Annotated in this window: 22 protein-coding genes and 1 pseudogene; 7 read left to right on the top strand and 16 right to left on the bottom strand. The window is 25.8% G+C overall.

The window, feature by feature from the left end; translation table 11 throughout:
- From BN7997_RS08450 to BN7997_RS08425, 6 genes are all read right to left on the bottom strand, one after another.
- The coding region (locus BN7997_RS08450) for an IS982 family transposase (protein WP_143023234.1) at nt 1-586 on the bottom strand (586 nt) is incomplete at its 3' end.
- Nucleotides 587-899: 313 nt separating this feature from the next.
- Nucleotides 900-1199 (bottom strand): hypothetical protein, encoded by a 300-nt coding sequence (locus tag BN7997_RS08445; protein WP_071120371.1) that lies wholly within the window; start codon nt 1197-1199, stop codon nt 900-902.
- A 93-nt stretch (nt 1200-1292) separates the two neighbouring features.
- On the bottom strand, nt 1293-2690 hold the full coding sequence (locus BN7997_RS08440; RefSeq protein WP_071120370.1) for an MATE family efflux transporter: 1398 nt from the start codon (nt 2688-2690) through the stop codon (nt 1293-1295).
- 330 nt (nt 2691-3020) lie between these two features.
- On the bottom strand, nt 3021-4976 hold the full coding sequence (locus tag BN7997_RS08435; RefSeq protein WP_071120369.1) for a [FeFe] hydrogenase, group A: 1956 nt from the start codon (nt 4974-4976) through the stop codon (nt 3021-3023).
- A 225-nt stretch (nt 4977-5201) separates the two neighbouring features.
- Nucleotides 5202-5816: a DUF4397 domain-containing protein gene (locus BN7997_RS08430; RefSeq protein ID WP_071120368.1), complete on the bottom strand. Its 615-nt coding sequence runs from the start codon at nt 5814-5816 to the stop codon at nt 5202-5204.
- 81 nt (nt 5817-5897) lie between these two features.
- On the bottom strand, nt 5898-6419 hold the full coding sequence (locus tag BN7997_RS08425; protein WP_071120367.1) for a cob(I)yrinic acid a,c-diamide adenosyltransferase: 522 nt from the start codon (nt 6417-6419) through the stop codon (nt 5898-5900).
- 173 nt (nt 6420-6592) lie between these two features.
- On the opposite strand from BN7997_RS08425, the gene BN7997_RS08420 reads away from it, so the two are divergent.
- A complete protein-coding gene (locus BN7997_RS08420; RefSeq protein WP_071120366.1) occupies nt 6593-6871 on the top strand; it encodes a hypothetical protein in 279 nt (92 codons plus the stop codon).
- 229 nt (nt 6872-7100) lie between these two features.
- Here the strand turns inward: BN7997_RS08420 and BN7997_RS08415 are convergent, their stop codons facing one another.
- The gene (locus BN7997_RS08415; RefSeq protein WP_083335055.1) at nt 7101-8162 is read right to left on the bottom strand and encodes a DUF4179 domain-containing protein; all 1062 of its coding nucleotides are present in this window, start codon (nt 8160-8162) and stop codon (nt 7101-7103) included.
- Nucleotides 8163-8165: 3 nt separating this feature from the next.
- Nucleotides 8166-8696 (bottom strand): sigma-70 family RNA polymerase sigma factor, encoded by a 531-nt coding sequence (locus BN7997_RS08410; RefSeq protein ID WP_083335054.1) that lies wholly within the window; start codon nt 8694-8696, stop codon nt 8166-8168.
- 206 nt (nt 8697-8902) lie between these two features.
- On the opposite strand from BN7997_RS08410, the pseudogene BN7997_RS08405 reads away from it, so the two are divergent.
- A pseudogene (locus BN7997_RS08405) lies at nt 8903-9139 on the top strand (IS1595 family transposase); the annotation flags it as partial.
- A gap of 72 nt (nt 9140-9211) precedes the next feature.
- Nucleotides 9212-9601, top strand: a complete 390-nt coding sequence (locus BN7997_RS08400; protein WP_071120364.1) for a hypothetical protein — start codon at nt 9212-9214, stop codon at nt 9599-9601.
- Nucleotides 9602-9718: 117 nt separating this feature from the next.
- Here BN7997_RS08400 and BN7997_RS08395 read toward each other — a convergent pair whose 3' ends face one another.
- On the bottom strand, nt 9719-9961 hold the full coding sequence (locus BN7997_RS08395) for a hypothetical protein (RefSeq protein WP_071120363.1): 243 nt from the start codon (nt 9959-9961) through the stop codon (nt 9719-9721).
- 191 nt (nt 9962-10152) lie between these two features.
- Entirely contained in the window at nt 10153-10728 is a 576-nt protein-coding gene (locus tag BN7997_RS08390; RefSeq protein ID WP_071120362.1) for a hypothetical protein, read from the bottom strand.
- A 469-nt stretch (nt 10729-11197) separates the two neighbouring features.
- Between BN7997_RS08390 and BN7997_RS08385 the strand changes: the two genes are divergently transcribed.
- From BN7997_RS08385 to BN7997_RS08375, 3 genes are read left to right on the top strand one after another with little or no spacing between them, the layout of a single operon-like run.
- Nucleotides 11198-11566 (top strand): GntR family transcriptional regulator, encoded by a 369-nt coding sequence (locus BN7997_RS08385; RefSeq protein ID WP_071120361.1) that lies wholly within the window; start codon nt 11198-11200, stop codon nt 11564-11566.
- Nucleotides 11566-12264, top strand: a complete 699-nt coding sequence (locus tag BN7997_RS08380; protein ID WP_071120360.1) for an ABC transporter ATP-binding protein — start codon at nt 11566-11568, stop codon at nt 12262-12264. Before BN7997_RS08385 ends, BN7997_RS08380 begins: the two co-directional genes overlap by 1 nt.
- Complete coding sequence (locus BN7997_RS08375; protein ID WP_071120359.1) at nt 12258-13064, top strand: hypothetical protein; 807 nt, start codon at nt 12258-12260, stop codon at nt 13062-13064. The genes BN7997_RS08380 and BN7997_RS08375 overlap by 7 nt, the downstream gene beginning before the upstream one ends.
- A gap of 110 nt (nt 13065-13174) precedes the next feature.
- On the opposite strand, the gene BN7997_RS08370 is transcribed toward BN7997_RS08375, so the two are convergent.
- The 6 genes from BN7997_RS08370 to BN7997_RS08345 all read right to left on the bottom strand — a co-directional run bounded on the left by BN7997_RS08370 (nt 13175) and on the right by BN7997_RS08345 (nt 19666).
- Entirely contained in the window at nt 13175-15313 is a 2139-nt protein-coding gene (locus BN7997_RS08370) for a DEAD/DEAH box helicase (RefSeq protein ID WP_242873405.1), read from the bottom strand.
- A gap of 156 nt (nt 15314-15469) precedes the next feature.
- Nucleotides 15470-15904: a flavodoxin gene (locus tag BN7997_RS08365; protein WP_071120357.1), complete on the bottom strand. Its 435-nt coding sequence runs from the start codon at nt 15902-15904 to the stop codon at nt 15470-15472.
- A gap of 171 nt (nt 15905-16075) precedes the next feature.
- A complete protein-coding gene (locus tag BN7997_RS08360) occupies nt 16076-17095 on the bottom strand; it encodes a BMP family lipoprotein (protein WP_071120356.1) in 1020 nt (339 codons plus the stop codon).
- Nucleotides 17096-17404: 309 nt separating this feature from the next.
- Nucleotides 17405-17668: a hypothetical protein gene (locus tag BN7997_RS08355; protein WP_071120355.1), complete on the bottom strand. Its 264-nt coding sequence runs from the start codon at nt 17666-17668 to the stop codon at nt 17405-17407.
- A 124-nt stretch (nt 17669-17792) separates the two neighbouring features.
- Nucleotides 17793-18251 (bottom strand): YdeI/OmpD-associated family protein, encoded by a 459-nt coding sequence (locus BN7997_RS08350; protein WP_071120354.1) that lies wholly within the window; start codon nt 18249-18251, stop codon nt 17793-17795.
- Nucleotides 18252-18280: 29 nt separating this feature from the next.
- Complete coding sequence (locus tag BN7997_RS08345) at nt 18281-19666, bottom strand: 5'-3' exonuclease (RefSeq protein ID WP_143023192.1); 1386 nt, start codon at nt 19664-19666, stop codon at nt 18281-18283.
- A gap of 754 nt (nt 19667-20420) precedes the next feature.
- Between BN7997_RS08345 and BN7997_RS08340 the strand changes: the two genes are divergently transcribed.
- Nucleotides 20421-21581, top strand: coding sequence for a glycerol dehydrogenase (locus BN7997_RS08340; protein WP_071120353.1), 1161 nt, complete (start codon nt 20421-20423; stop codon nt 21579-21581).
- The last annotated feature ends 198 nt before the right edge of the window (nt 21582-21779 follow it).

Genomic DNA, 21779 nt, shown 5'->3' with positions numbered 1-21779 from the left:
CACATAAATCCCATACTGCATTTCTATCATCAACATTTGCAGGCGTTATAACATAGTCAGTTAAGAAACCATCTATTGTAGTAAGTGCGTGAAACTTAAAGCCAAAATAGGTTTGTTTTTTTGATGGACATACTCCATAAGAGGCTTCGCCTTTAAAACATTTACTGAAATGTGCTCTGCCAAACTCACAAACTGGAATCGGCATACTATCTATAACTCTTATATTATTCGAATAAGATTGAATATACAATGAAATATACTCTCTTATTTCATTAATTACAGAATGTAAATTTCGTTTTGTCCTATTAAATCTAGTTCTATCTCCTAACTTTGGAAATAGTTTTGAATATTCTCTACTCAATAAGCTGAAAAATGCTTTTTCTGAATCTATAGTTAGAAGTTCACCAACTATACTTATAGTTATTATTTCGCTATCGCAAAGTTTGCTATCTTTGATATTACGTCTATTTCTAATACTTATAGGTATGATATCATTATATATATCATCGACTATTGTAAAAATTATAGTAAATAAATCCGTTAAATTTTCTACTTTCTGGATATAATAATTATTAAGCTCCAACATTGTAGTAACCCTCCTTTAGATTGGTGATAATCTTAGGGTACTATATTTGTTGGAGTTTTATTATTGTAAAATTTAACTAGCACAACGGATTAATTAATTTAAGCTTTTTATATTATAGTTTCCTTATGAATAAAAATAGGAACATACCCATATTGATATGTTCCTATTTTTATTCATAATTAACTCGTTGTTCTAATTAAATATAATTATTGAAAATACTAGATACTAACAAACTATATTTTGATAGTTAAAAAATTTTATATAGCAATTTCAATATATTTAATACAATAACTATCACAACATATTAATTATTTTAGTAATAAAAACAAAAGTCTGCTTCTACACAGAATTGATTTCTACTTAAAAGACCACCGTAAGATATAGTTATATAATTCATTTGTGAATCTAAAATTTTATTTATTATTATTTTATAACCATCTACATCATATAAGTTATCATTAGCATTAGGTTCATCAAGTTCAAGGTCTATTTTTGCCTCTGATGTCATAGTTATACCTCTTGTAAGTATTCTTATACATTGTTTATCGCTATTTTCTAATAATTTATCTAGTTCTCTTTTAGCTTCATTAGTTATTAATATACTCATTTCCATTTGCATCTTCTCCTAATGTTTAATTTCTTTTTTTATAATATCATTTTTAATAAAAAATAGGTAGAGTTATATCCACCTATTTTAAAAATTATTTTATATATTATTTTCATCTTCTACAAAATTTGGTTTTAATTTTGGAAACCCATATAATTTTTGTGTTCTTATAAGTATTATAAATATACTAAGAAGTAATATACCTTTTAATATACTAGATATACTTATACTCCACCATACTCCATTAAGACCTAATATGCTAGGATTTGATATTAAATATGCAAGAGGAATTCTACTTCCAGTTAAAATTATACTAACTAATGATGGGATTAAAGTTTTTCCAAGCCCTCTAAATGCTCCTGCTATTACTATTTCTATACACATAAATAACTGAGAGTATCCTAATATTTTAAGGTAATCTGCTCCTTTTAATATTGCTTCGCTTTCATTTATAAATATGCTAAATATGTATTTTCCTAAAAATACTAAAAGAATTGTATTTATAGTTCCCATAATTATAGCTATTAAAAGGGTTATTTTACATCCACGTTGAATTCTATCATAATCTTTTGAACCATAATTTTGACCAACAAAGCTAGATAGTGCTGCTGCTATACCCTCTGCACTCATCCATGATATAGATTCTATTTGAGACCCTACCTTTTGAACTGCTACGGCTACTGGTCCAAATGATGCAACTACTACGCCTAGTGTCATAGAAAATAGTGTAAATAATCCACTTTGTAATGCTACTGGTATACCTAAATTATACAATATTTTATAATAATTTAATTTTATATCTTTAAATGGGATAATCTTAAAATATATTTCTTTACTTTTTAATATTTTTAACATAAAACAACTTGTTACAACTATCTGTGCAACCACTGTTGCAATTGCAGCACCTGCTACACCCATACTTGGTATTTTACCTAATCCAAGTATTAAAATTGGATCTAGCACTATATTTGTTAATAACCCTATAGTATTTATTAAAAATGGAGTTTTACTATTTCCCATACCATTGAATATAGCAGTAAATACTGGATTTATAAAATAAAATATCATCCCAAAAGCTACTATTACTAAATACTCTTTTGACATAGATATTACATTTTCATCACCTAATCTAAAAAATCCAATCAATTGGTCTTTAAACATTATAAGGAATATAGTATATAAAATAGAAAGAATTATGTTTATTTCTATTGCTGATTTTATATATAATTTTGTCTCATCTACATCATGTTGACCCATACTCTGAGCTACTTTTACTTCTGCACCTACTTTTGAAATTGTAATAAACGCCATAGCAAGCCAAGTGAAAAATCCTGCAGTCCCTACTGCTGCTACTGCACTACTTCCAGCTTTTCCAACCCATATCATATCAATCATATTATACGCCATTTGTATAAATGAAGTTGCCATAATAGGAAGTGATAGCTTTACTAATTTTTCTGTTATTTTTCCTTGTGTTAAATCAATTCTACCTTTCATAATTTCACCTCTTATTATATTTATAAATATCTATATAATTGATTCTTATATTCTATAATATATCTTAATATATATTCTTAAATGTATATGTATTTAGATTACTTTAAAAGCGCAGAAAGTAGCCATATAAGTAATATATCTTTCGTATTCATTCCTATCGACTCTTAATGTCTTTTTCTATTTTAATTTTAACAAATAATAATACTAATTTAAATAAAAAGAGCCTATCAATCAATTAAAATAAACTTTTTGCTACTTAATATATTTTACCATATCTATATAAAAATAAAACCTTAAGAATTATATCTTAAGGTTTTATTATATTTAAATTTATTTTTTAGGATTTTTTACTCTTACGAAATACTTTGTATGAAGTAGTTCATGAGCTTTATGACTCATTGGATAATCTAGGTATTTATCATATATAGCTTGAACATAAGGGTTTTCATTTGATACTCTAAGTGCTAATGAACTATCTATATTATTTAATCCCTCTGCTCTTTGTTTTAGTGTTTCAACCCTCTTTTTAGCTTTAGGTTGTCCACCTCCACCTACGCATCCACCAGTACATGCCATTATTTCTATAGCGTGGTAGAATTCTTCTCCAGATCTTATTTTATCTAGCATTTTTGCAGCTTCTCTAAGACCATGAGCAACACCTATTCTAAGTTTAAGTCCATTAACTTCTACATCACAACTTCTAAATCCATCAAATCCTCTAAGTTCATGGAATTCTACTTTTTCTAGTTTTTGTCCTGTCATTTTTTCAACAGCCATTCTAGTTGCAGCTTCTATAACTCCACCAGTTCTACCAAAGATTATACCTCCACCAGTATATTCTCCCATTATTGAATCTATTTCTTCATCTTCTATTTCATTTAAGTTTATTCCTGAATCTTCAAATATTTTTATAAGTTCTCTAGTTGTTATAACATAGTCTACATCGTAGTTCATACCTCTTGAGAACTCTGGTCTAGATGCTTCATATTTCTTAGCAATACAAGGCATTATAGCAACAGATATAAGTCTATCTCTTGGTATACCCTTATCTTTTGCCCATAAGTCTTTTGCAACAGTTGCAAATATTTGCATAGGTGATTTTACTGATGATGGAACATCTAGCATATCCGCATAGTTTTGTTCTATAAATTTAACCCATGCAGGACAACATGAAGTAAGTATTGGAAGCTTAACATCTTTATCTCCTGCTATATGTTTTTCTAATCTATATTGGAATTCTGTTGCTTCTTCCATTATAGTTAAATCTGCCGCCCATGTAGTATCAAATACATAATCTACACCTAATTTTCTAAGTCCTGCAGCTATTTTTTTCTCAACATTTGTACCTGGTTCAAATCCAAATGCTTCACCTATAGCAACCCTTACAGCTGGAGCCATTTGAGTTATAACTAATTTATTTGGTGTTGCTAAATCTCTTAAGAATTTAAATGTATTATCTCCTGCAGTTATAGCATTTACTGGACATGCTGATACACAAGCACCACAGTGTGTACATCTAGTATAATCTATGTAATGTTGTTCTTTACGTTCTCCATCTATACAATCTACAGGACAGGCTCTCTTACAAGCACCACATCCTATACATCTATCTGTAATTGTAAGTTTTGTAAGGTGGTTACATTGTGAAGTTTTACATATGTTTTCGTCTATATGTTCTTCTATTTCCTCATAGAAGTTTCCAATAATTTCTTGTATTATATTATGTTCTTGATTTAGTTTGTCTTTTATTTCCCCTGATAATCTTCTTAATAGGTATACATCACGCATATTAGATCTTCCCTTACTTATACGATCTAATACTCTCCATATTCTATATACTTCTTCTTTAACTTCTGAGTACTTTTTATATATTTCGCTTTTGTTGCTATCTTCAATTCTACCTATTAAATAATCTACATAGAAAGTTGCATATTGAACTATACAATCGTCTTCAGATAGTATTATAATATTTCTACTGCTGTTTTTATCAAATAAATCAAAATCTAAAACTTTGTCTAAACTATCTTCAGTTAAAAATCCTCCAAATGGAATTCCAAGTTGCGCTGCTTTAAATTTCTTTTTGTCTAATATTCCCCCACAAATATCAATTATATCATTAAGCGTTGCATTTTCAGGCACTTCTATTATTCCTGGTTCATTTATTTTACCAGACACTGCAACCTTTCTTTTACCTTCTTCTGTTATTTGATTTAGTTCCTCTTCCCCAAAAACAGAAAATACAGATCCTCTAGAACTCTGTATAAGTGTAGTTTTTTTATCAGCCATCTCTTTAACTCCTTATTTGTAATTTTTGTCCCTTTTGTAAGTTTAATATTTAAAATATCATTTGTTATTTTATTAACTATAATTTTATCATATTTTAATATATATACATACATTATTTTGGACAAATTTCAAAAAAATAATAAGCCATATAGGCTCATTATTTTAAGTACTTATATAATTATTATATTTTTCTTTATTAGTTACTTAAAATATTAATCTTAAATTTTATCTACAAGCATAAGTATTTCCATCTACGACTTGAACCGCTTGTAAAGTAGGTGGGTTACCTATTATATATATAGTGTATATCTTATCTGGATTTAATGTTACTTTAAGTGGTAATACAACACTTTTATCAGTATTTAATACAACATTTACATTATATGTTCCAGGATTTAAATCTACATAATCTGTTCCTTCTCCAAAAGATATGTCTTCAAATAATGTATCACCATCAACTAATATGTCCACTCCTGGTGCATTTGGTGATAAATGTATTACTCTTACTGAGCTATAGTTTTGAGAAGGTGATTTTGATACTTTATCAGGTATAACTAATAAACCTAAGTTATCTAAATTTCCAGTAGCTGCTATAGTAAATATTTGTTGTGATGGCACATCAACCATTTGATTTATAACTGGTCTATCCTTTTGTCCAGCTAAATACACAGATACATTATATTCACCTTCATCTAAATATACGTATCTAGTAAAATCGCCAAATGCTAAATTACTAAAAACCATTTGATCATTAACATACACATCAACATTTGGTGCTTGAGGTGCAGCATGAAAAACTCTTACTAAGGAACTATTATTTTTTATTTCAAAGCAATCCATATTATATCCCCCTGTTTACACATTTAAACACGTTATATAGTATGTTACTTTTATTTATTTGGTTCCTTTATATTTTAATAATTAAAATTCCATAGGTATTAATTTATCTTCGCTATATCTTGCTATAGCGTATAAAGCATCAGATAATCTATTTATATATTTTATAAGCATTGGGTTTACTTCTTCTATTTTACTAAGAGATATTATAATTCTTTCAGCTCTTCTACATATTGTTCTTGCTATATGTAAGTGGGCTGATGCTAAGGATGTACCTGGTATTATAAATGAATCTATTCCTTTAGCCTCACCCATATACTTATCTATTATATTTTCTAAATTTTTAATATCATTATCAGTTACTACTTTGTTTAGTTTCTCTGTATTTTTAGTTGCTAACTCTGATCCGATATAAAATAAATCTCTTTGGATATTAAATAATACTTTTTTCTCATCTTCATTTATATAGTGCATACATAAACCTATGTATGAATTTAACTCATCTATTGTTCCATATGATTCAACTCTTATACTATCTTTGTCAACTCGTGTCCCATCGTATAATGATGTTTGACCTTTATCACCTGTTTTTGTATATATTTTCATGTTTTCACCTCCTTATGTATATTAATACCCATTATTTAATTATTAATCAGATTTTTAAGTATACTTTTTAACTTAATGGAAATAATTATGGTATCATTTCACATTATCATCATGAATTATTTTTCCCACTATATTAAAAGGCATGTAGCTTTGTTTAATTAAGGAGATATTATATGAAAAACAACTTAAACTACTTAAAAAATAATTTGAACTTATGTGGTTATACTTTACTTAGAGTAACAAATAATAAAATTCTTATATTTAAATCTTTTTATAAATATACTAAATGTATATATATATCCTGTATAGATAACCATATAGAAGTTAAAATAGATAAAGTATTTGATACTGCAGTTTATCCTGAATATATTGAAAGATTGATGGTTACAAAGAAAATATTTGATAATATTTCTGATTCTTTAAAGTATATTCAAAGAAGTATATTTGTATAGTTAAGCTAAATTTATTTAGCTATTTTATATTTATAGTACTTTTTTTATATTACTTATATGTTTATTATCTAATATAGACTATCAATTCAATTTTATAATAATATTTGGCTATGTTTTAATATAATGTTGAAATTATATAATTTTTGAATAATAAAAAAATCAAGAGCTGTATTTACTTATTCATAAAACTCTTGATTTAGTTCGCATTATATTAATATTGTGAACTAACTTATTTTAAATTTATCTTTATTTCAGTTACCAGTTCACTACTTCCATTTAAATTTTCTTTATATGCCAAAACTGTTATATATTTCATATCTTGACCTATATTATTTAAATAATAATCACCATCATAAGTATCACCACTTGACATGCCTAATCCTGCACCACTCAGTATATTTCCTTGGTCATCTTTTACTTCAGCATATAATCCTATATTTTCCTTAGATGATAAATTTAGATTAAGTGAAGTTTGAGTTAGTACAACTTTTTGAACTGTAATACCATCTTGTGTTACTTTTGGTCTTATTGTTTTTGTTTTACTTATATTAGATTTAACAGGGAATTCTAGTGACCAAGGACCATTAATATCTTCAATATGATTATATTCATGTGTCTCTCTATCGTAATCTACTGCTTCTAAGTTAAATTCCATTTTAAATATATCATACTCATTACTTTCATCTATAAATGGCTTAAAATCTATTAGCATATTACCTTTCAAAGTGTATTCATCTATGTAGTGAAATCTAGGATAAGCAAATGTATAATTTTGCATTTTTTTATTATTTATAGAAAATTCCCAATCTCGTCCTACTAACTCTAAGCTATCAGCAAATGACTCTCTAGGATCATAAACAATAGTTTTTGCATATTTACTTTCTTCAAATGGGACATCCGTTTTTAGTTCTAGCTCCATAAATATTTGATTCTTACTATATACTACTTTATCAATCTTTACAGTAAGTCCATCTTTAGAAAATGATTTATTTACTTCTGTATAGCTATCTAATAAATTATCATTATTATTTAGAGAGTTTTGTATCATTTGTAACATACTTCCTAATATAGGTACATTGTAAGCCAGTGATTTATTTAAAACTCCTACACTACTTAATCCAATTCCAACTATACAAATACTAGCAGCCACTGATATATTTTTTTTGAATTTATTTTTAGTTTTAATTTGTGTTCTCATTTTTTTCTTTAATTTATCTTTATCAATATTTAAATCCTCGTATTTATCTAAATCCATCTCAATATTATTTAATAGTTTAAAATTATCTTTCATAATTTATATCTCCTTATAATTTAAAGTTTTTTTTATTTTCTTTCTACCCCTAGATAACCTACTATATAAGTTTGTAACATTTGTTTTATTTGTTTTGGCTATCTCCTCAAGTTCATAACCCTCAATATAGTATTTAATAAATAATTCTTTATCTTTATTATTTAGACAACGTAAAATATCTTCTACATCTTCATTTATCTCTAATTTTACTAAGTTTTTATCTATATAGTAAATTTCATTGTTTATTTCTGTTTGTTCATATTTAGCTAAATACTTTTTTCTGTAATTAATTGATTTATATTTAGCAATGGCACATATCCAATTTTTAAAGGTGTTTTTATCCCTATCATATCCATCAATACTTTCCCAAATAGATAGTAAAACATCATTTATACATTCTTCTTCGTAATTTATTAAAGTCCCCAGATGATTTCTTACTACTGATGCTATAATTCCACCATAATTATCTATCAGCATATCCATTCCCTTAGGATTTTTCTTCTTTATATATTTAATTAATAGGTTATTTTGCAATTTATACTCCTCCTAATATTTTATAAAAGCTTTTACATTATTTAATTCAATTTTAATTAATAAAATCTGACATAAATAAAAAAATAATTTTCATTATTTTTTAATTTGCAACTCATTTAATAATTATATCTAAAAAAAGGCACAAAAAAAGATGCCATAACTGTATTTATAACACATTTATAAAACCATCAATCATTCTATTTCTAATTCACATTATCAATCACATTAATTCTTTGCATAGTAAGCTAAAGATTTGGATGTATAGATTTAAAGGTGTATCTACTAAGTTTTTATCAAATTATATGGCTTGGTATAAATGGCTTGAGAGTTTTAATGATGATAAAGAAATAATCAGAACTAAGAATATGCTTATTCACAGTGTTATACCTTTTATAGATACTAAAATTAAAGGATATAAAGGTAAGATTGCAGAATTTATATAATTTTCATAAAGACTGTTATAAATAATTATGTCTTATGATATTATTACTACAATATGGTAATAAGGAGGGTTTATGAGTAAAAGAAATAAAATCATAATAAGTGTAGTAATATTGTTTTTATTAGGAGTTATTGGTATTTGTAAATTTAGTTTTAGTAGTGGATATAAAATATATATTACTAATAATACTAATAATACTGTTGAAAAATTAGAACTAAAATATAAGGTTGGTAACATAATACAAACCATTTCGCAAATAGAATCTAAAAAATCTTGGAAAGATACTATTGATACTAATGCTATTCAAGGAGGAAATTCAATAATTTTAACATACAAAGATAATAAAGGTAATTCCTATGAAGAATATATAGTCGGATACTTAGAAAAAGGTTATAACGGAAAGGCTAATGTAGTTATTAATAATATTGATGAAAATGGAAAATTAGAGATAACTATTAAATAAAATTAAATGAAAATTAGTAAAAAGTATGGATATGATATTCCATACTTTTTTAAGTTCTAAATCAACAATTTAATCTAACAGAGCCTAGATAAAAAATCACTGACATAGTAAATTAGTTTATTTATTATTAAATTTAATATTGTTTATAATTAAGCAACTTGAAAATATTATTAATAAAATAACACCTATAAAAGATATAAACCCAAATATTGTATACAGTAACTCTGTAAATAAATTACTACCAGATGAACCACCAAAGACTATATATGTTGCCTGAAATAATATTGGCGTTTGAAGTAACGTAAGTATAAAACTTCCTAAAATACAGTATAGTAACTTAATATTCTTTGAATTATTCATATTTTACCCCCACTTTTTATATTCAAAATAATTAAAATAGCTATAATATTTACTACGTAATCTATTAATAATGCTAACCAAAAGTAGAGGTATATGCCCCTACTTTTTTCATCTGTTAAAATATGTTATAAAATCAACATTAATTTAAAATGTAGCCAACAAATAAAAAAGAATGGCTTTCGCCCTCCTTCCTATTCATAATCATAACTTAAATCTACAAGTTCATTTCCATGATATGTTAAAGTTAATTTTTCAAGTCTATTACTAGCTTGTCTATGATATTCTTTCCAACTACTAGCCCCTAATTTTTGTGTGAATAGTTCCCAACCTTCATTTTCTAGTAACTTTTCAAATTCTTCTGTTGGTATACTATTCATAAAACGTCTTAAATAGTGTTCTTCACTTTGAAATTTAGCATCTCCATAAGCCATTGCATTAATTTGATTTGTATCACTTGTAAAAAGTATTTCTATTCTTATTCTATTTCTTTCCCAATGCTCCCAACTATCTCCATAAGAAGGGTTTGTTCTTCCGTTTACTTCTTCCCAGCCTTCGGCTTTTAGTATTTCTCTTACTTCGTCTAATGGTGAATTTAATAGGCCTAAATAATATTCCTTATCATTCTCTTGTTCTTGTAATAACTCGTATTCATCGTTGTATACTTCATCACCCCAAAGGAAATTTCCAACTATTGCCGTTACCGTTCCTAGTATAAGTAAAGCTCCAATGCTTCCTACTACTAGCTTTTTAGGTAAGTTAAATTTCATTTTTTACTCCCTCCATTTCCTATTCCTCCTATATTTCTATAATTATATTATACAATTTTCACCAATAAAAATATAGATTTCATTTAATTATATACTTTGTGACTTTGTTACATATATTTTTATTTTTGGCTATGTTTTAGCATAATATTGAAATTATATAAATTTTGAAATAATAAAAATCAAGAGTTGTATTGTTCATACAACTCTTGATTTAGTTCGTATTATATAACAATTGCGAAGTTAAATATATTGTATCATTTTCAACACTAGTTTAAAACATAGCCTAATATTTAAATTTTATAATTTCACTTCTTTACATATTTTTATTTTAAGCTTTCTATTTTATTACTCTATAAAAATTCTCTTTTTATTAGTATCTCCTATATATAAATAATTAAATACATTGACAAATAATCTATATATGATTATTATTGTATTAAGTACTTAATACAATAATAAGGAGGGATATATGTCTTTTGAATTTGATAATAATAAACCTATATATCTTCAACTAATAGATATAATCAAACTTAAGATAATATCTAAAGAGCTAAAACCAGGTTCTAAGTTAAGTTCTGTAAGAGATATGGCTCAAGAATTTGGTGTAAATCCTAATACTATGCAACGGGCATTATCTGAACTTGAAAGAGAAAATCTTTTATACAGCCAAAGAACAAGTGGAAGGTTTGTAACTGATAATGAAGATAATATAAATCAACTGCGTGAAGAAGTAGCTAAGGTTGAAATATTATCTCTATACAATATACTTACTAAACTTGGTTACAAAAAAGAAGAACTAATAGAATTAGTTATAAATAATTTAAAGGAGATGAGTTAATGGACAATATCGTTGAAATTAAAAATGTATATAAAAGTTACTCAAAAAAAGAAGTTATAAGTAATATGAATTTAAATATTCCTAAAGGAAAGATTGTAGGACTTTTAGGTCCTAATGGAAGTGGTAAAAGTACTTTAATAAAGCTTATAAATGGATTGCTTCAACCTAATAGTGGTGATGTGTTGATAGATGGTATAAAGCCTTCTATAGAAACTAAGCGTATAGTATCATATTTACCAGAGCGAACTTATCTTAATGATTGGATGAAGGTTTCTGATATTTTAAACTTTTTCAATGATTTTTATGATGATTTTGATATAGATAAAGCTATGGATATGGTAAAAAGTCTTAATATAGATATTAATGAAAAGCTTAAGACTATGTCTAAAGGAACTAAGGAAAAAGTTCAATTAATACTTGTTATGTCAAGACATGCAAAGCTTTATATACTAGATGAGCCTATTGGTGGTGTTGACCCTGCTGCTAGAACTTATATCCTTAAAACTATTATTACAAATTATTGTGAAGATAGTACATTATTAATAGCTACTCACTTAATAAGTGAAATAGAAAATATATGTGATGATGTAATTTTTATATCTAATGGTAATATTGTTTTACAAGGTAATGTAGATGAAATTAGAGAAGAAAAAGGAAAGTCTATAGATGCTTTATTTAGGGAGGAATTTAAATGTTAGGTAAGTTATTAAAATATGAATTAAAAGCTACTTCAAGAGTATTTATACCTCTTTATATAGCAATACTTGTTGTCTCTATAGTAAATGGATTATCGTTAAACTTAGAAATATTAAATATTCAAGGTTTAGCTACTATTGTACTTATGTGTTTATTTATTTCATTATTTGTTATTACTATAGTTGTTACTATACAAAGATTTAATAAGAACTTGCTTAAAGATGAAGGTTATTTAATGTTTACCCTTCCTGTAAGTTCTAAGCATCTTGTTCTATCAAAATATTTAACTTCATTAATATGGACATTTTTAAGTTTTGTTGTAGCATTTTTATCATTTACTATAATCTTTATGATACCAACTTATAAGTATTTTGATTTTAGTTATTTTATAAATGAATTTAATTTATTGTTTTCAAATATGTTAAATCTTAATATATTAGGTCAATTTCTTAAGATAATATTATTAATGATTATTAGTTATACAATCTTTATATTTAATGTATATTTAGCTCTTTCTGTTGGACAGTTACCAATATTTAATAGATTTAGAAATGTATCTTCATTTATAGGATTCTTAGTTATTAACTTACTTATATCTTATGCTCAAAATATAGTTAGTTTATTTGTAAATGATGCTTCTGTAAATATTGAAGCTATTGATAATATTAATTATGCAATTAATAGTGTAACATCTATTGTTTCTAAAGGTCTTAATATAGCCATAGTAATTAATCTAATTATAATATTAGTATTATTCTTTGCAACAACTTATATATTAGATAAAAAATTGAATTTAGAATAATAAAAAGGATTATAGCTTTGATAAGTTATAATCCCTTTTAATGTAAAATCTTATATTCTTAAATCATCTTAATAATGCCTAATATTTAGACTAATATATAAATATTATTTTCAACTCATAAATAAATCTATTATATCGTCTTTAGATAAATTCTTTAATGTAGAACTATTATCTAAGTTTCCATTAATAACATCTTCTATAAGCTCTTTTTTAGTTTCTTGTAAGTTTATTACTCTTTCTTCTGCTGTACCTTTTGCTATAAGCTTTATTACATTAACTACATTTTTTTGACCAATTCTATGAGCTCTATCACTTGCTTGATCTTCAACAGCTGGATTCCACCATGGGTCAAAATGAACTACTATGTTTGCACTTGTTAAGTTTAAACCTGTTCCTCCAGCTTTTAAAGATATTAAGAATACTTTATTATTATTTGTATTAAATTCTTCTACTAGCTTTACTCTATCCTTTGCACTAGTTTTACCATCTAAATAGCTATATGATATATTTTCTTCGTTTAATCTTTTACCTATAACTTCTAGTACTTTTGTAAATTGAGAGAATACTAATATTTTCTCATCACTTGAATCATTTATAATGTTAATTAAAACATCTAACTTAGAGTTTTTACCTTGGTAGTTTTTAACCATAAGTTCTGGTGATAAACATAGTTGTCTTAATTTTGTTAAATATGAAAATACCGTTATATTATCTTGATTATTTTCTTTTATTTTTCTAGTTATAAGGTTTACATATCCTTTATATGCTCTTTTATGTTCTTTTTCTAAGTCTATTATAATTTTTTGCTCTATTTTATCTGGTAATTCTGTTATAACTTCTTTTTTAGTTCTTCTTAATATAAATGGTTTTATAAGATTTTTAAGCTCTATAATATTTTTATCGTTATTTACAAATATACTTTTAAACTTTGATTTATTATATAAGTATCCTGGCATTATAAAATCAAATATTGACCAAAGTTCCATTAAGTTATTTTCTATAGGTGTTCCAGTTAATGCAAATTTAACTTTAGCATTTACATTTTTTATAGCCTTTGTAATAATTGCGTCTGGATTTTTAATGTTTTGAGCTTCATCTATAATACAATAATCAAAGCTTATATTTTTATATTTATCTATATCATTTTTATAAGTTGTATAAGTAGTTAGTATAACATCGTAGTTATCTATATTATCTAATATCTTTTCTCTTTCACTTTTTGCTGCATGTAAAAGTCCAACTTTTAATGTTGGAGCAAATTTTTCTAATTCATTTTTCCAATTGTATATAAGGGCTGTTGGTGTTATTACTATGCTTTTTTTATCTTTATTAGATAATAAAAAAGCTATTGTTTGTATAGTTTTACCTAGACCCATTTCATCAGCTAGTATTCCTCCAAACTGATAATCTGATAAAGTTTTAAAGAACTCAAATCCACTTACTTGATAATCTCTAAGAGTTGCATTTAAATCTTTTGGAATTTCATAATTTTTACTTTTAACCTTATCAAATTTCTTAACTACATTAGATACATATTTACTGCCATTTACAAAGCTTAAGTCTTCATCTTCTATAAGTTTTTCTAAGTATATAGCTTTGTTATTTGGTATTTTCATATTATCAAAGTCATTGTATATATTTAATATATCTATTAATTTAAATGCTTGTTCTATGTCCTTATCTTTTAAGTCTAAGTAAGCTCCATTTTTCATTCTATACAATCTATTATTATTTTTATATGAGCTAAATATTTCTCTATATTCATTTGAATCTACTCCATCTATATCTAGCTTCATACTCATATATCCATTTCTTGATTGAGATATATCCAGAGTTATATTAGGAGTTATAGTTATATTTTCATCTATATATTCATCATTAGTTTCTTTATTTAAATTCTCTAATCCATTTAATACTGTAGCTACTATATGGCTACATATTTGAGGTTTAGTGTTTGATAGTAAACTGTGACAATCACAACTCATATTTGATATTACTCTTGTTTTTGTGTTTATACTTATTATTGCTGTGTAGTTGTTTCTATGATTTTCATCTATTACAGTTGCATAAAAAGTTATATTATCACCATCTACTTTTGAATAATCATTTATAACTAAATTTCTTTTAAAGAAAGAAAATCCTGTATTAAATTTATTTTTATCTGTATGAGATCTTATTATTTCTTCTATTAAATTTGAGTACATTTTTAATGTCCTTTCATTTTTAGCGTTAATCTCTATTATACTCATAATTTTAATATTTAGATAGATATAAAATTATAAAACTTATTTTATTAGGTTTTAAAGTTAAATTATATGATATTTTAAATAAGATTAATAAATTTAAATAAATAAAAACACTTATAGATAAAAGGTTTACTTTTAAATATAAGTGTTTTATTAATATTAGTTAGATGACTTAACTAACATTCCTGCAATTTTTTTACCTAACTCTAAACACTCTGTGCAATCATCTTCCAATGCTTCGCGTATTATAAGACCATCAAATATTACATCACAACCATACTCTTCCATTCTGCTCATCCAGTCTCTCATCCATTCACCATCGCCCCAATCGTAAGAGCCAAACAGTACTGCTTTTTTCCCTGATACCTTACTTGATATACTTTCTATAAATGGTTCAAATTCACTTTCTTCTAGCATTTCTGCTCCCATAGCTGGGCACCCTAATATTATTATGTCTTCATCATTAAATATATCTGAATTAGCATGAGATACGTCTATTACTTGAGCTTCTACTCCATTTTCTTTTATACCTTGTGCTATTAAATTTGCCATTTTTTCAGTGTTACCTGACCCTGACCAATATACTATTTTCATTCCTTTTCCTCCATATTATTTAATATATTTATCAATTAATTGATAATAATTATCACTATCGTTAATTAAATAATATATTATTTTTTTATCAATGTCAACTAAAATATGTAAAAAAGGCTAGAGATAAGTTTTATACAAAATCTTATTTCTAGCCTTTTTATTTTATATTAACTATTTAACCATAGCGTTATATTCTTCTTCATTCTTAGGAACTGTTATTTCTTTATTCTTTAACTTTGTAATTGTTTCTTCAACTAAATCTAATATTTCTTGAGAAACTAAGTTTTTAGTAGTGTCAGGTACCCCTACTGCATTTTCTTCTAATCCATAAGTTGTAGTTGTTCCACCTTCGAATGTTCCATTTACATATGATTTAACTGTTTCAAATACACCTGCATCAACTCTTTTTATAGCTGAAGTTAATACATTTTCTGGTGCTAAATCACTTTGGTCTCTATCAACACCTATTGCATATTTACCATTTTCCTTAGCTGCTTCTATAGCACCTGTTCCAACGTCTCCACCGCAAGTGAATACTATGTCTGCACCGTTTGAGTACATTTGGTTAGCTATAGCTTTACCTTTTGCTTGATCTGTAAATGAGTTTGCATATTGAGATTGAACTTTAGCATCTGGGTTAGCTGCTTTTACTCCTGCCATAAATCCATATTTAAAAGTATCTATAACTGGTAATTCCATACCACCTATAAATCCTACGTTATTTGTTTTAGTAGTTTTACCTGCTATTAAACCTGCTAAGTATGCTGATTCTTCAGCTTTAAATAATATACTCTTTACATTGCTAGCATCTTTTAATTCTTTATCAACTAATACAAAGTTTTGTTCTGGATATAATTCAGCACCTTCTTTTATTGCATCAGCTAATTTCATACCTACTCCAAGTATTAAGTCTACGTTTTCATCAACTAATGTTTCTATATTTGTTGCATAGTCTGAATCTTGCTTTGATTCTAAGTATTTAACTTCTATACCTAATTCTTTTTCAGCTCTTTGAAGTCCTTCCCATGCACTTTGGTTGAAACTTTGGTCGTTTACTCCTGCTACGTCAGTTATCATTGCTACAGTTATTTTATCATCTTTTGCACTTTCTTTACTTCCTGAGCATCCTACTAATAATGATGCTGATACTACTGTTGCCATTGCTAATGTTGCTAATTTTTTAAATGTCATCTTCTTAACCTCCACATATGATGTCTTCCAAAGTTAAAAGATATTTGCAATAAAAAATCCTTTTACCTAAAGAGATAAAAGGATAGTCGTTCATTTATACTTTAAACTATTCAAATATCTTTTTAGTCTCTCTGGACCAAATTAAAGTTTTTCTTGTTTTTCTTATTATTACATTTTTTTGTAAAACTGTCAATAAATTTTAAAATATTTTTTTAAAATTTATTTAACTAATATAATAGCTGACATATTTTAAAAGTATTCCCAGTAAATAATAACACTTAATATAGCAGATACTAATGTGTATAATATTCATATTATAATTGGTGTATTTATATGAAACTTTGTAAAATGTGAACTATTTCTAGATTTGCTATCAAGTAAGAATTTAATTGAAATGTCTGTCATATCAGATATTAATCCTCCCTCGCTAGAGAAAAATCCAACTAGTACGGATGATGTTAAGCCTACACAAAAGGATAGTTCTATAAATTCTAAATTAAATATTTTAGATGAAATTATATTTATTAGAATTAAAATTAAAAGAGTTACTATTGAGTATATAAATTTTTTCATTTACTACCTCCTAAATTATAACCTTTACTTAGATATTAGATACTCTAAAGTGGTAATTCAATATAAACAATGCCTTTATACCAGATTAAAATGTACTGATATAAAGGCATTTATATTTTGTATATTATAATTTCACTTTACCTTCTAGTTTTAGTAAAGCCTCATTCATTCTCTTTATTTTAGTTTCTTCCTTTTTAGCTGACGTTATCCAAGTTATATACTTTTTCTTTTGAGAGTATGATAGACTACCATAAAACTCTTTCGCATTATTGTTTTTGTTAAGCATACTTTCAAATTCTATAGGTATTTCAACAATACGTTCTTCTTCATCTTTTTCTATCTCTACAGATACAGTATCTCCTATACCTTTACCTATTTTCTTTCTTATTTCCTTTGTAAGCCCTATCATAAAGCATGGCATACCCATTCTTACTATAGAACCTCTATAATCTACATTATCAAATTTAGCCTTTACTTTTACTCTTTTAGCACCAAATTCTTTTTCTACATCAAAAGGTATTTCTATAAAGGTTGCGTCTTTATTCTCAACTTGTTGTATTATTGCCTCAAATTTATAAGTCATTTATTTCCTCCAAATCATTTATGACAAATTTATTTAACTAAACTTACCATTCCTAGATTCATAAATATTTCATGCATCTTTTCATTGTCTATATTTAAGGCTAAACTATCTAAATCCATATTTTGTATTTCTTCTATATCAGTTTTTATAGTTGCTAACTTTTTACTAATAATTGCATCTTCTTTATATTGTAATAAGTTTTTTAAAGGAGATCTTTTTATACCTAAATTTTCTTTAAAGAATGTTAAAAGTTCCTTTTCCTCATCTTTGCTTAAGTTTTCTATATTCTTATATATTTCCTCTATAGAACCATAATGTGCTATAAGAGGTCTAGATGAAGTTGGACCAACATTTTTAACACCTTTTATATTATCTGACTTATCACCTTCTATAGCTTTTGCATCTATAATTTGAATTGGCTCTATTCCTTTAAAGTGTTTAACATACTCTGGTGTATATTCAAATATCCCGCTTGGAACATTAATATCCTTTTTATCTATACCAATTTCTTTATACATATCATCTGCTTTACTTGTTACCATCCATAATTTAGTATTTTCTGATACTAATTGAATATAGTCTTCATCTTTAGTGTGTAAATATATAGGTATATCTTTTTCAAATTTCTTAACTAAACTTCCAGCAAAGTCATCTGCTTCATATTCAGTATGAGAAAATACTGGTATATTCATTTCTTGTAGTATTTCAGTTAATAACTTAAATTGACTTTTAAGTGGATATGGTGTTTCACTTCTATTTGCTTTGTATTCTGGGTCAATTTCTCGTCTAAATGTGTTTCTACTTCTATCAAGTACAACTGCTAAATGTGTTATCTTTTGACTTTCAATTAATGGTAGTAATGTTTTAAAGAACATATATATTCCATTTGTATATTCTCCATCTGGAGATTTCATTAATTTTGTATATGCAAACTCTTTTTGTTCTTCTGTTTTTGCAAATAGTAAGTCTCTTGCTGTTGCATAAAAACTTGTTGATAAAAGTGAAGATCCATCAACTATTAACATTTTATTTTCTTTTATACCATTATCTTCATTAAATATATTTTCATCCATTTCAACTTCTTCAAGTGAGTCTAAATAGTTTTCTTCAACTAATTCTATTTTAACTTCTACTTCTTTTATAGGATTGTTTTTAACTCTTAAATCCGTATTTAATCTAGAGCCAACATAACTATTTAATCTTATATAATCTTTTCTTTCTAGGCCTGATGCCTTTATTTCATCTTCATTATATAAACTTATTTTAACTTTTTCTAAATGTTTTAAATGTTCTTCATCTATAATATACTTAGTTTTTTGTGTAGTAGATATATCTATAGTTTGAGTTTCTAATATTATATTTTCTTGTTTTTCTTCTTTACTTTTATTTTCTAAAAAATCGAATAAATTTTCCATATATTCTCCTTTTGTTATTATCTTTAGTATAATAATACTATTTTATTTCATTTATCTAAATTTGTATATATTATTAGTTATTTATTTACTTTATTTTTTAAGACTTCTTTTTTCTACTAGGATATTTAATATTTAGTCTCTTACATTAGTTACATCTTTAATTATATTTTAAATAAAAATAAGATCCTATACTCCTATTCATTTAATTAGTAATAATATTAATATTGTTCATTACAACTTCTTTAAAATTGAATAAAACTTTTAAATCTAAACTTCTTAACCTCATTGAACTATTCTTTTTTTACTAAGATCATAATATTCTATGATATATCTCATTTAACTGTATCCCTAAACTCATCATTACTTCATGGTCTATATAATTTCTGTTCTAATCATTCTTTTTAATTACTCCTATGATTCTAGTATTTCTCCCCTTTTTTTTGTATCATTCATAGGTAATGTAATACCTGATAAAATCATATTCGTTTTTTCATAATGATACTGATATTAATAAACTAAAAAGATGTTTTAGTATCGTAAATATGGAGAAAGTTATACTCATTCATCCTTATTTGTATGGCAAATACTACTTATAAAAATTTAAGTATTAAAGTTATTAAGATACATATATTTTTATAAGTAGTATTTATCATATAATCATAATGTAGACTAATAACATCCTTAAGAATAGGATACAAACTACAATTATAAATAACAATACTAAATAGTAACAAATAAAAAAGGGGGATTAATTGTGAAAAAAGTATTTCAAAGTCCAGGAAAATACATACAGGGAAAAGGTGAGTTATCTAAATTAGGAGAATACATAAGTGTATATTCTAATAAAGCAGTTCTAATTATTGATGGATTTATATTCGATAACTATGAAGAACAAATAAGACAAAGTTGTAAAATTGAAAATTTAAATATAAAATATGAAAGATTTACAGGTGAATGTTCCAAAGTTGAAATAGATAGAATAATAAATGCTTCTAATGACATGAAGGATATAGTTATAGTAGGTATTGGTGGAGGTAAAACTTTAGATACAGCTAAAGCAGTAGCTTATTATACTCAATCACCTGTTATAATAGTGCCAACAATGGCATCAACAGATGCACCATGCAGTGCTTTATCTGTAATTTATACACAAAAAGGAGAATTTAGTGAATACTTATTCCTAAAATCAAATCCAGATATGGTTATAATGGATACAGATATAATAAAAAATGCTCCATCAAGATTCTTAGCATCAGGTATGGGAGATGCCCTAGCTACTTACTTTGAAGCTAGAGCAACAGCAAATTCTAATAGTAACTCTATAGCTGGTGGTAAAGCTACTAAAACTGCAATAGCTTTAGCTAAACTTTGCTATGAAACTCTACTAGAAGATGGATATAAAGCTAAACAAGCCGTAGAAAATCATGTTTGTACTAAGGCTGTAGAAAATATAATTGAAGCTAACACTTTATTAAGTGGTGTAGGATTTGAAAGTGGAGGATTAGCTGCAGCTCATGCTATACACAATGGATTAACAGCAATAGAACAAACACATAAATATTTCCATGGAGAAAAAGTTGCTTTTGGTACATTAGTTCAATTAGTACTAGAAAATGAATCTATGGAAGAAATAAATAAAGTATTAGAATTTTGTGAATCAGTAGGTTTACCTATAACTCTTAGTGATATAGGAATAAGTGAAATAAAAGAAGAAGAAATAATGAATGTTGCAAAATTATCTTGTGATGTAAATGAAACTATTCATAATATGCCATTTGAAGTAGATTGTGAACAGGTATATGCAGCTATATTAGCAGCTGATAGTCTAGGTAAAAACTTCAAGATTGAGAAAATGAATTTAGATATCAAATTACAAGTACCTTTTATACGTAAACAAGATCATTATCAATATTAATAAAAAAACCAATGGATATATTGAGAATGTCTATAGATTTGTGTAAATAAGATTTTTTATAATTTATATTACTGGAAATTTCAAATTCCAGTAATATTTTTTTATTTTTGAGAAATACTAATACTGGAATTCTTTACACAATTATTATGTGTTTAATTTAGTTATTTATACACTAAATTTTCCATAATTTCAAAAAAA

The organism is Romboutsia timonensis, from assembly GCF_900106845.1.
GTDB classification, from domain to species: Bacteria; Bacillota; Clostridia; order Peptostreptococcales; family Peptostreptococcaceae; genus Romboutsia; species Romboutsia timonensis.
The sequence above is the reverse complement of the archived record's forward strand: the minus strand, read 5'-3'. Positions and strand labels throughout refer to the sequence as shown.

What these genes read in the sequence shown, in the direction of transcription:
- BN7997_RS08445 (WP_071120371.1), bottom strand. Translation starts at nt 1,199, where the DNA reads ATGGAAATGAGTATATTAATAACTAATGAAGCTAAAAGAGAACTAGAT.
- BN7997_RS08440 (WP_071120370.1), bottom strand. Translation starts at nt 2,690, where the DNA reads ATGAAAGGTAGAATTGATTTAACACAAGGAAAAATAACAGAAAAATTA.
- BN7997_RS08435 (WP_071120369.1), bottom strand. Translation starts at nt 4,976, where the DNA reads ATGGCTGATAAAAAAACTACACTTATACAGAGTTCTAGAGGATCTGTA.
- BN7997_RS08430 (WP_071120368.1), bottom strand. Translation starts at nt 5,816, where the DNA reads ATGGATTGCTTTGAAATAAAAAATAATAGTTCCTTAGTAAGAGTTTTT.
- BN7997_RS08425 (WP_071120367.1), bottom strand. Translation starts at nt 6,419, where the DNA reads ATGAAAATATATACAAAAACAGGTGATAAAGGTCAAACATCATTATAC.
- BN7997_RS08420 (WP_071120366.1), top strand. Translation starts at nt 6,593, where the DNA reads ATGAAAAACAACTTAAACTACTTAAAAAATAATTTGAACTTATGTGGT.
- BN7997_RS08415 (WP_083335055.1), bottom strand. Translation starts at nt 8,162, where the DNA reads ATGAAAGATAATTTTAAACTATTAAATAATATTGAGATGGATTTAGAT.
- BN7997_RS08400 (WP_071120364.1), top strand. Translation starts at nt 9,212, where the DNA reads ATGAGTAAAAGAAATAAAATCATAATAAGTGTAGTAATATTGTTTTTA.
- BN7997_RS08395 (WP_071120363.1), bottom strand. Translation starts at nt 9,961, where the DNA reads ATGAATAATTCAAAGAATATTAAGTTACTATACTGTATTTTAGGAAGT.
- BN7997_RS08390 (WP_071120362.1), bottom strand. Translation starts at nt 10,728, where the DNA reads ATGAAATTTAACTTACCTAAAAAGCTAGTAGTAGGAAGCATTGGAGCT.
- BN7997_RS08385 (WP_071120361.1), top strand. Translation starts at nt 11,198, where the DNA reads ATGTCTTTTGAATTTGATAATAATAAACCTATATATCTTCAACTAATA.
- BN7997_RS08380 (WP_071120360.1), top strand. Translation starts at nt 11,566, where the DNA reads ATGGACAATATCGTTGAAATTAAAAATGTATATAAAAGTTACTCAAAA.
- BN7997_RS08375 (WP_071120359.1), top strand. Translation starts at nt 12,258, where the DNA reads ATGTTAGGTAAGTTATTAAAATATGAATTAAAAGCTACTTCAAGAGTA.
- BN7997_RS08370 (WP_242873405.1), bottom strand. Translation starts at nt 15,313, where the DNA reads ATGAGTATAATAGAGATTAACGCTAAAAATGAAAGGACATTAAAAATG.
- BN7997_RS08365 (WP_071120357.1), bottom strand. Translation starts at nt 15,904, where the DNA reads ATGAAAATAGTATATTGGTCAGGGTCAGGTAACACTGAAAAAATGGCA.
- BN7997_RS08360 (WP_071120356.1), bottom strand. Translation starts at nt 17,095, where the DNA reads ATGACATTTAAAAAATTAGCAACATTAGCAATGGCAACAGTAGTATCA.
- BN7997_RS08355 (WP_071120355.1), bottom strand. Translation starts at nt 17,668, where the DNA reads ATGAAAAAATTTATATACTCAATAGTAACTCTTTTAATTTTAATTCTA.
- BN7997_RS08350 (WP_071120354.1), bottom strand. Translation starts at nt 18,251, where the DNA reads ATGACTTATAAATTTGAGGCAATAATACAACAAGTTGAGAATAAAGAC.
- BN7997_RS08345 (WP_143023192.1), bottom strand. Translation starts at nt 19,666, where the DNA reads ATGGAAAATTTATTCGATTTTTTAGAAAATAAAAGTAAAGAAGAAAAA.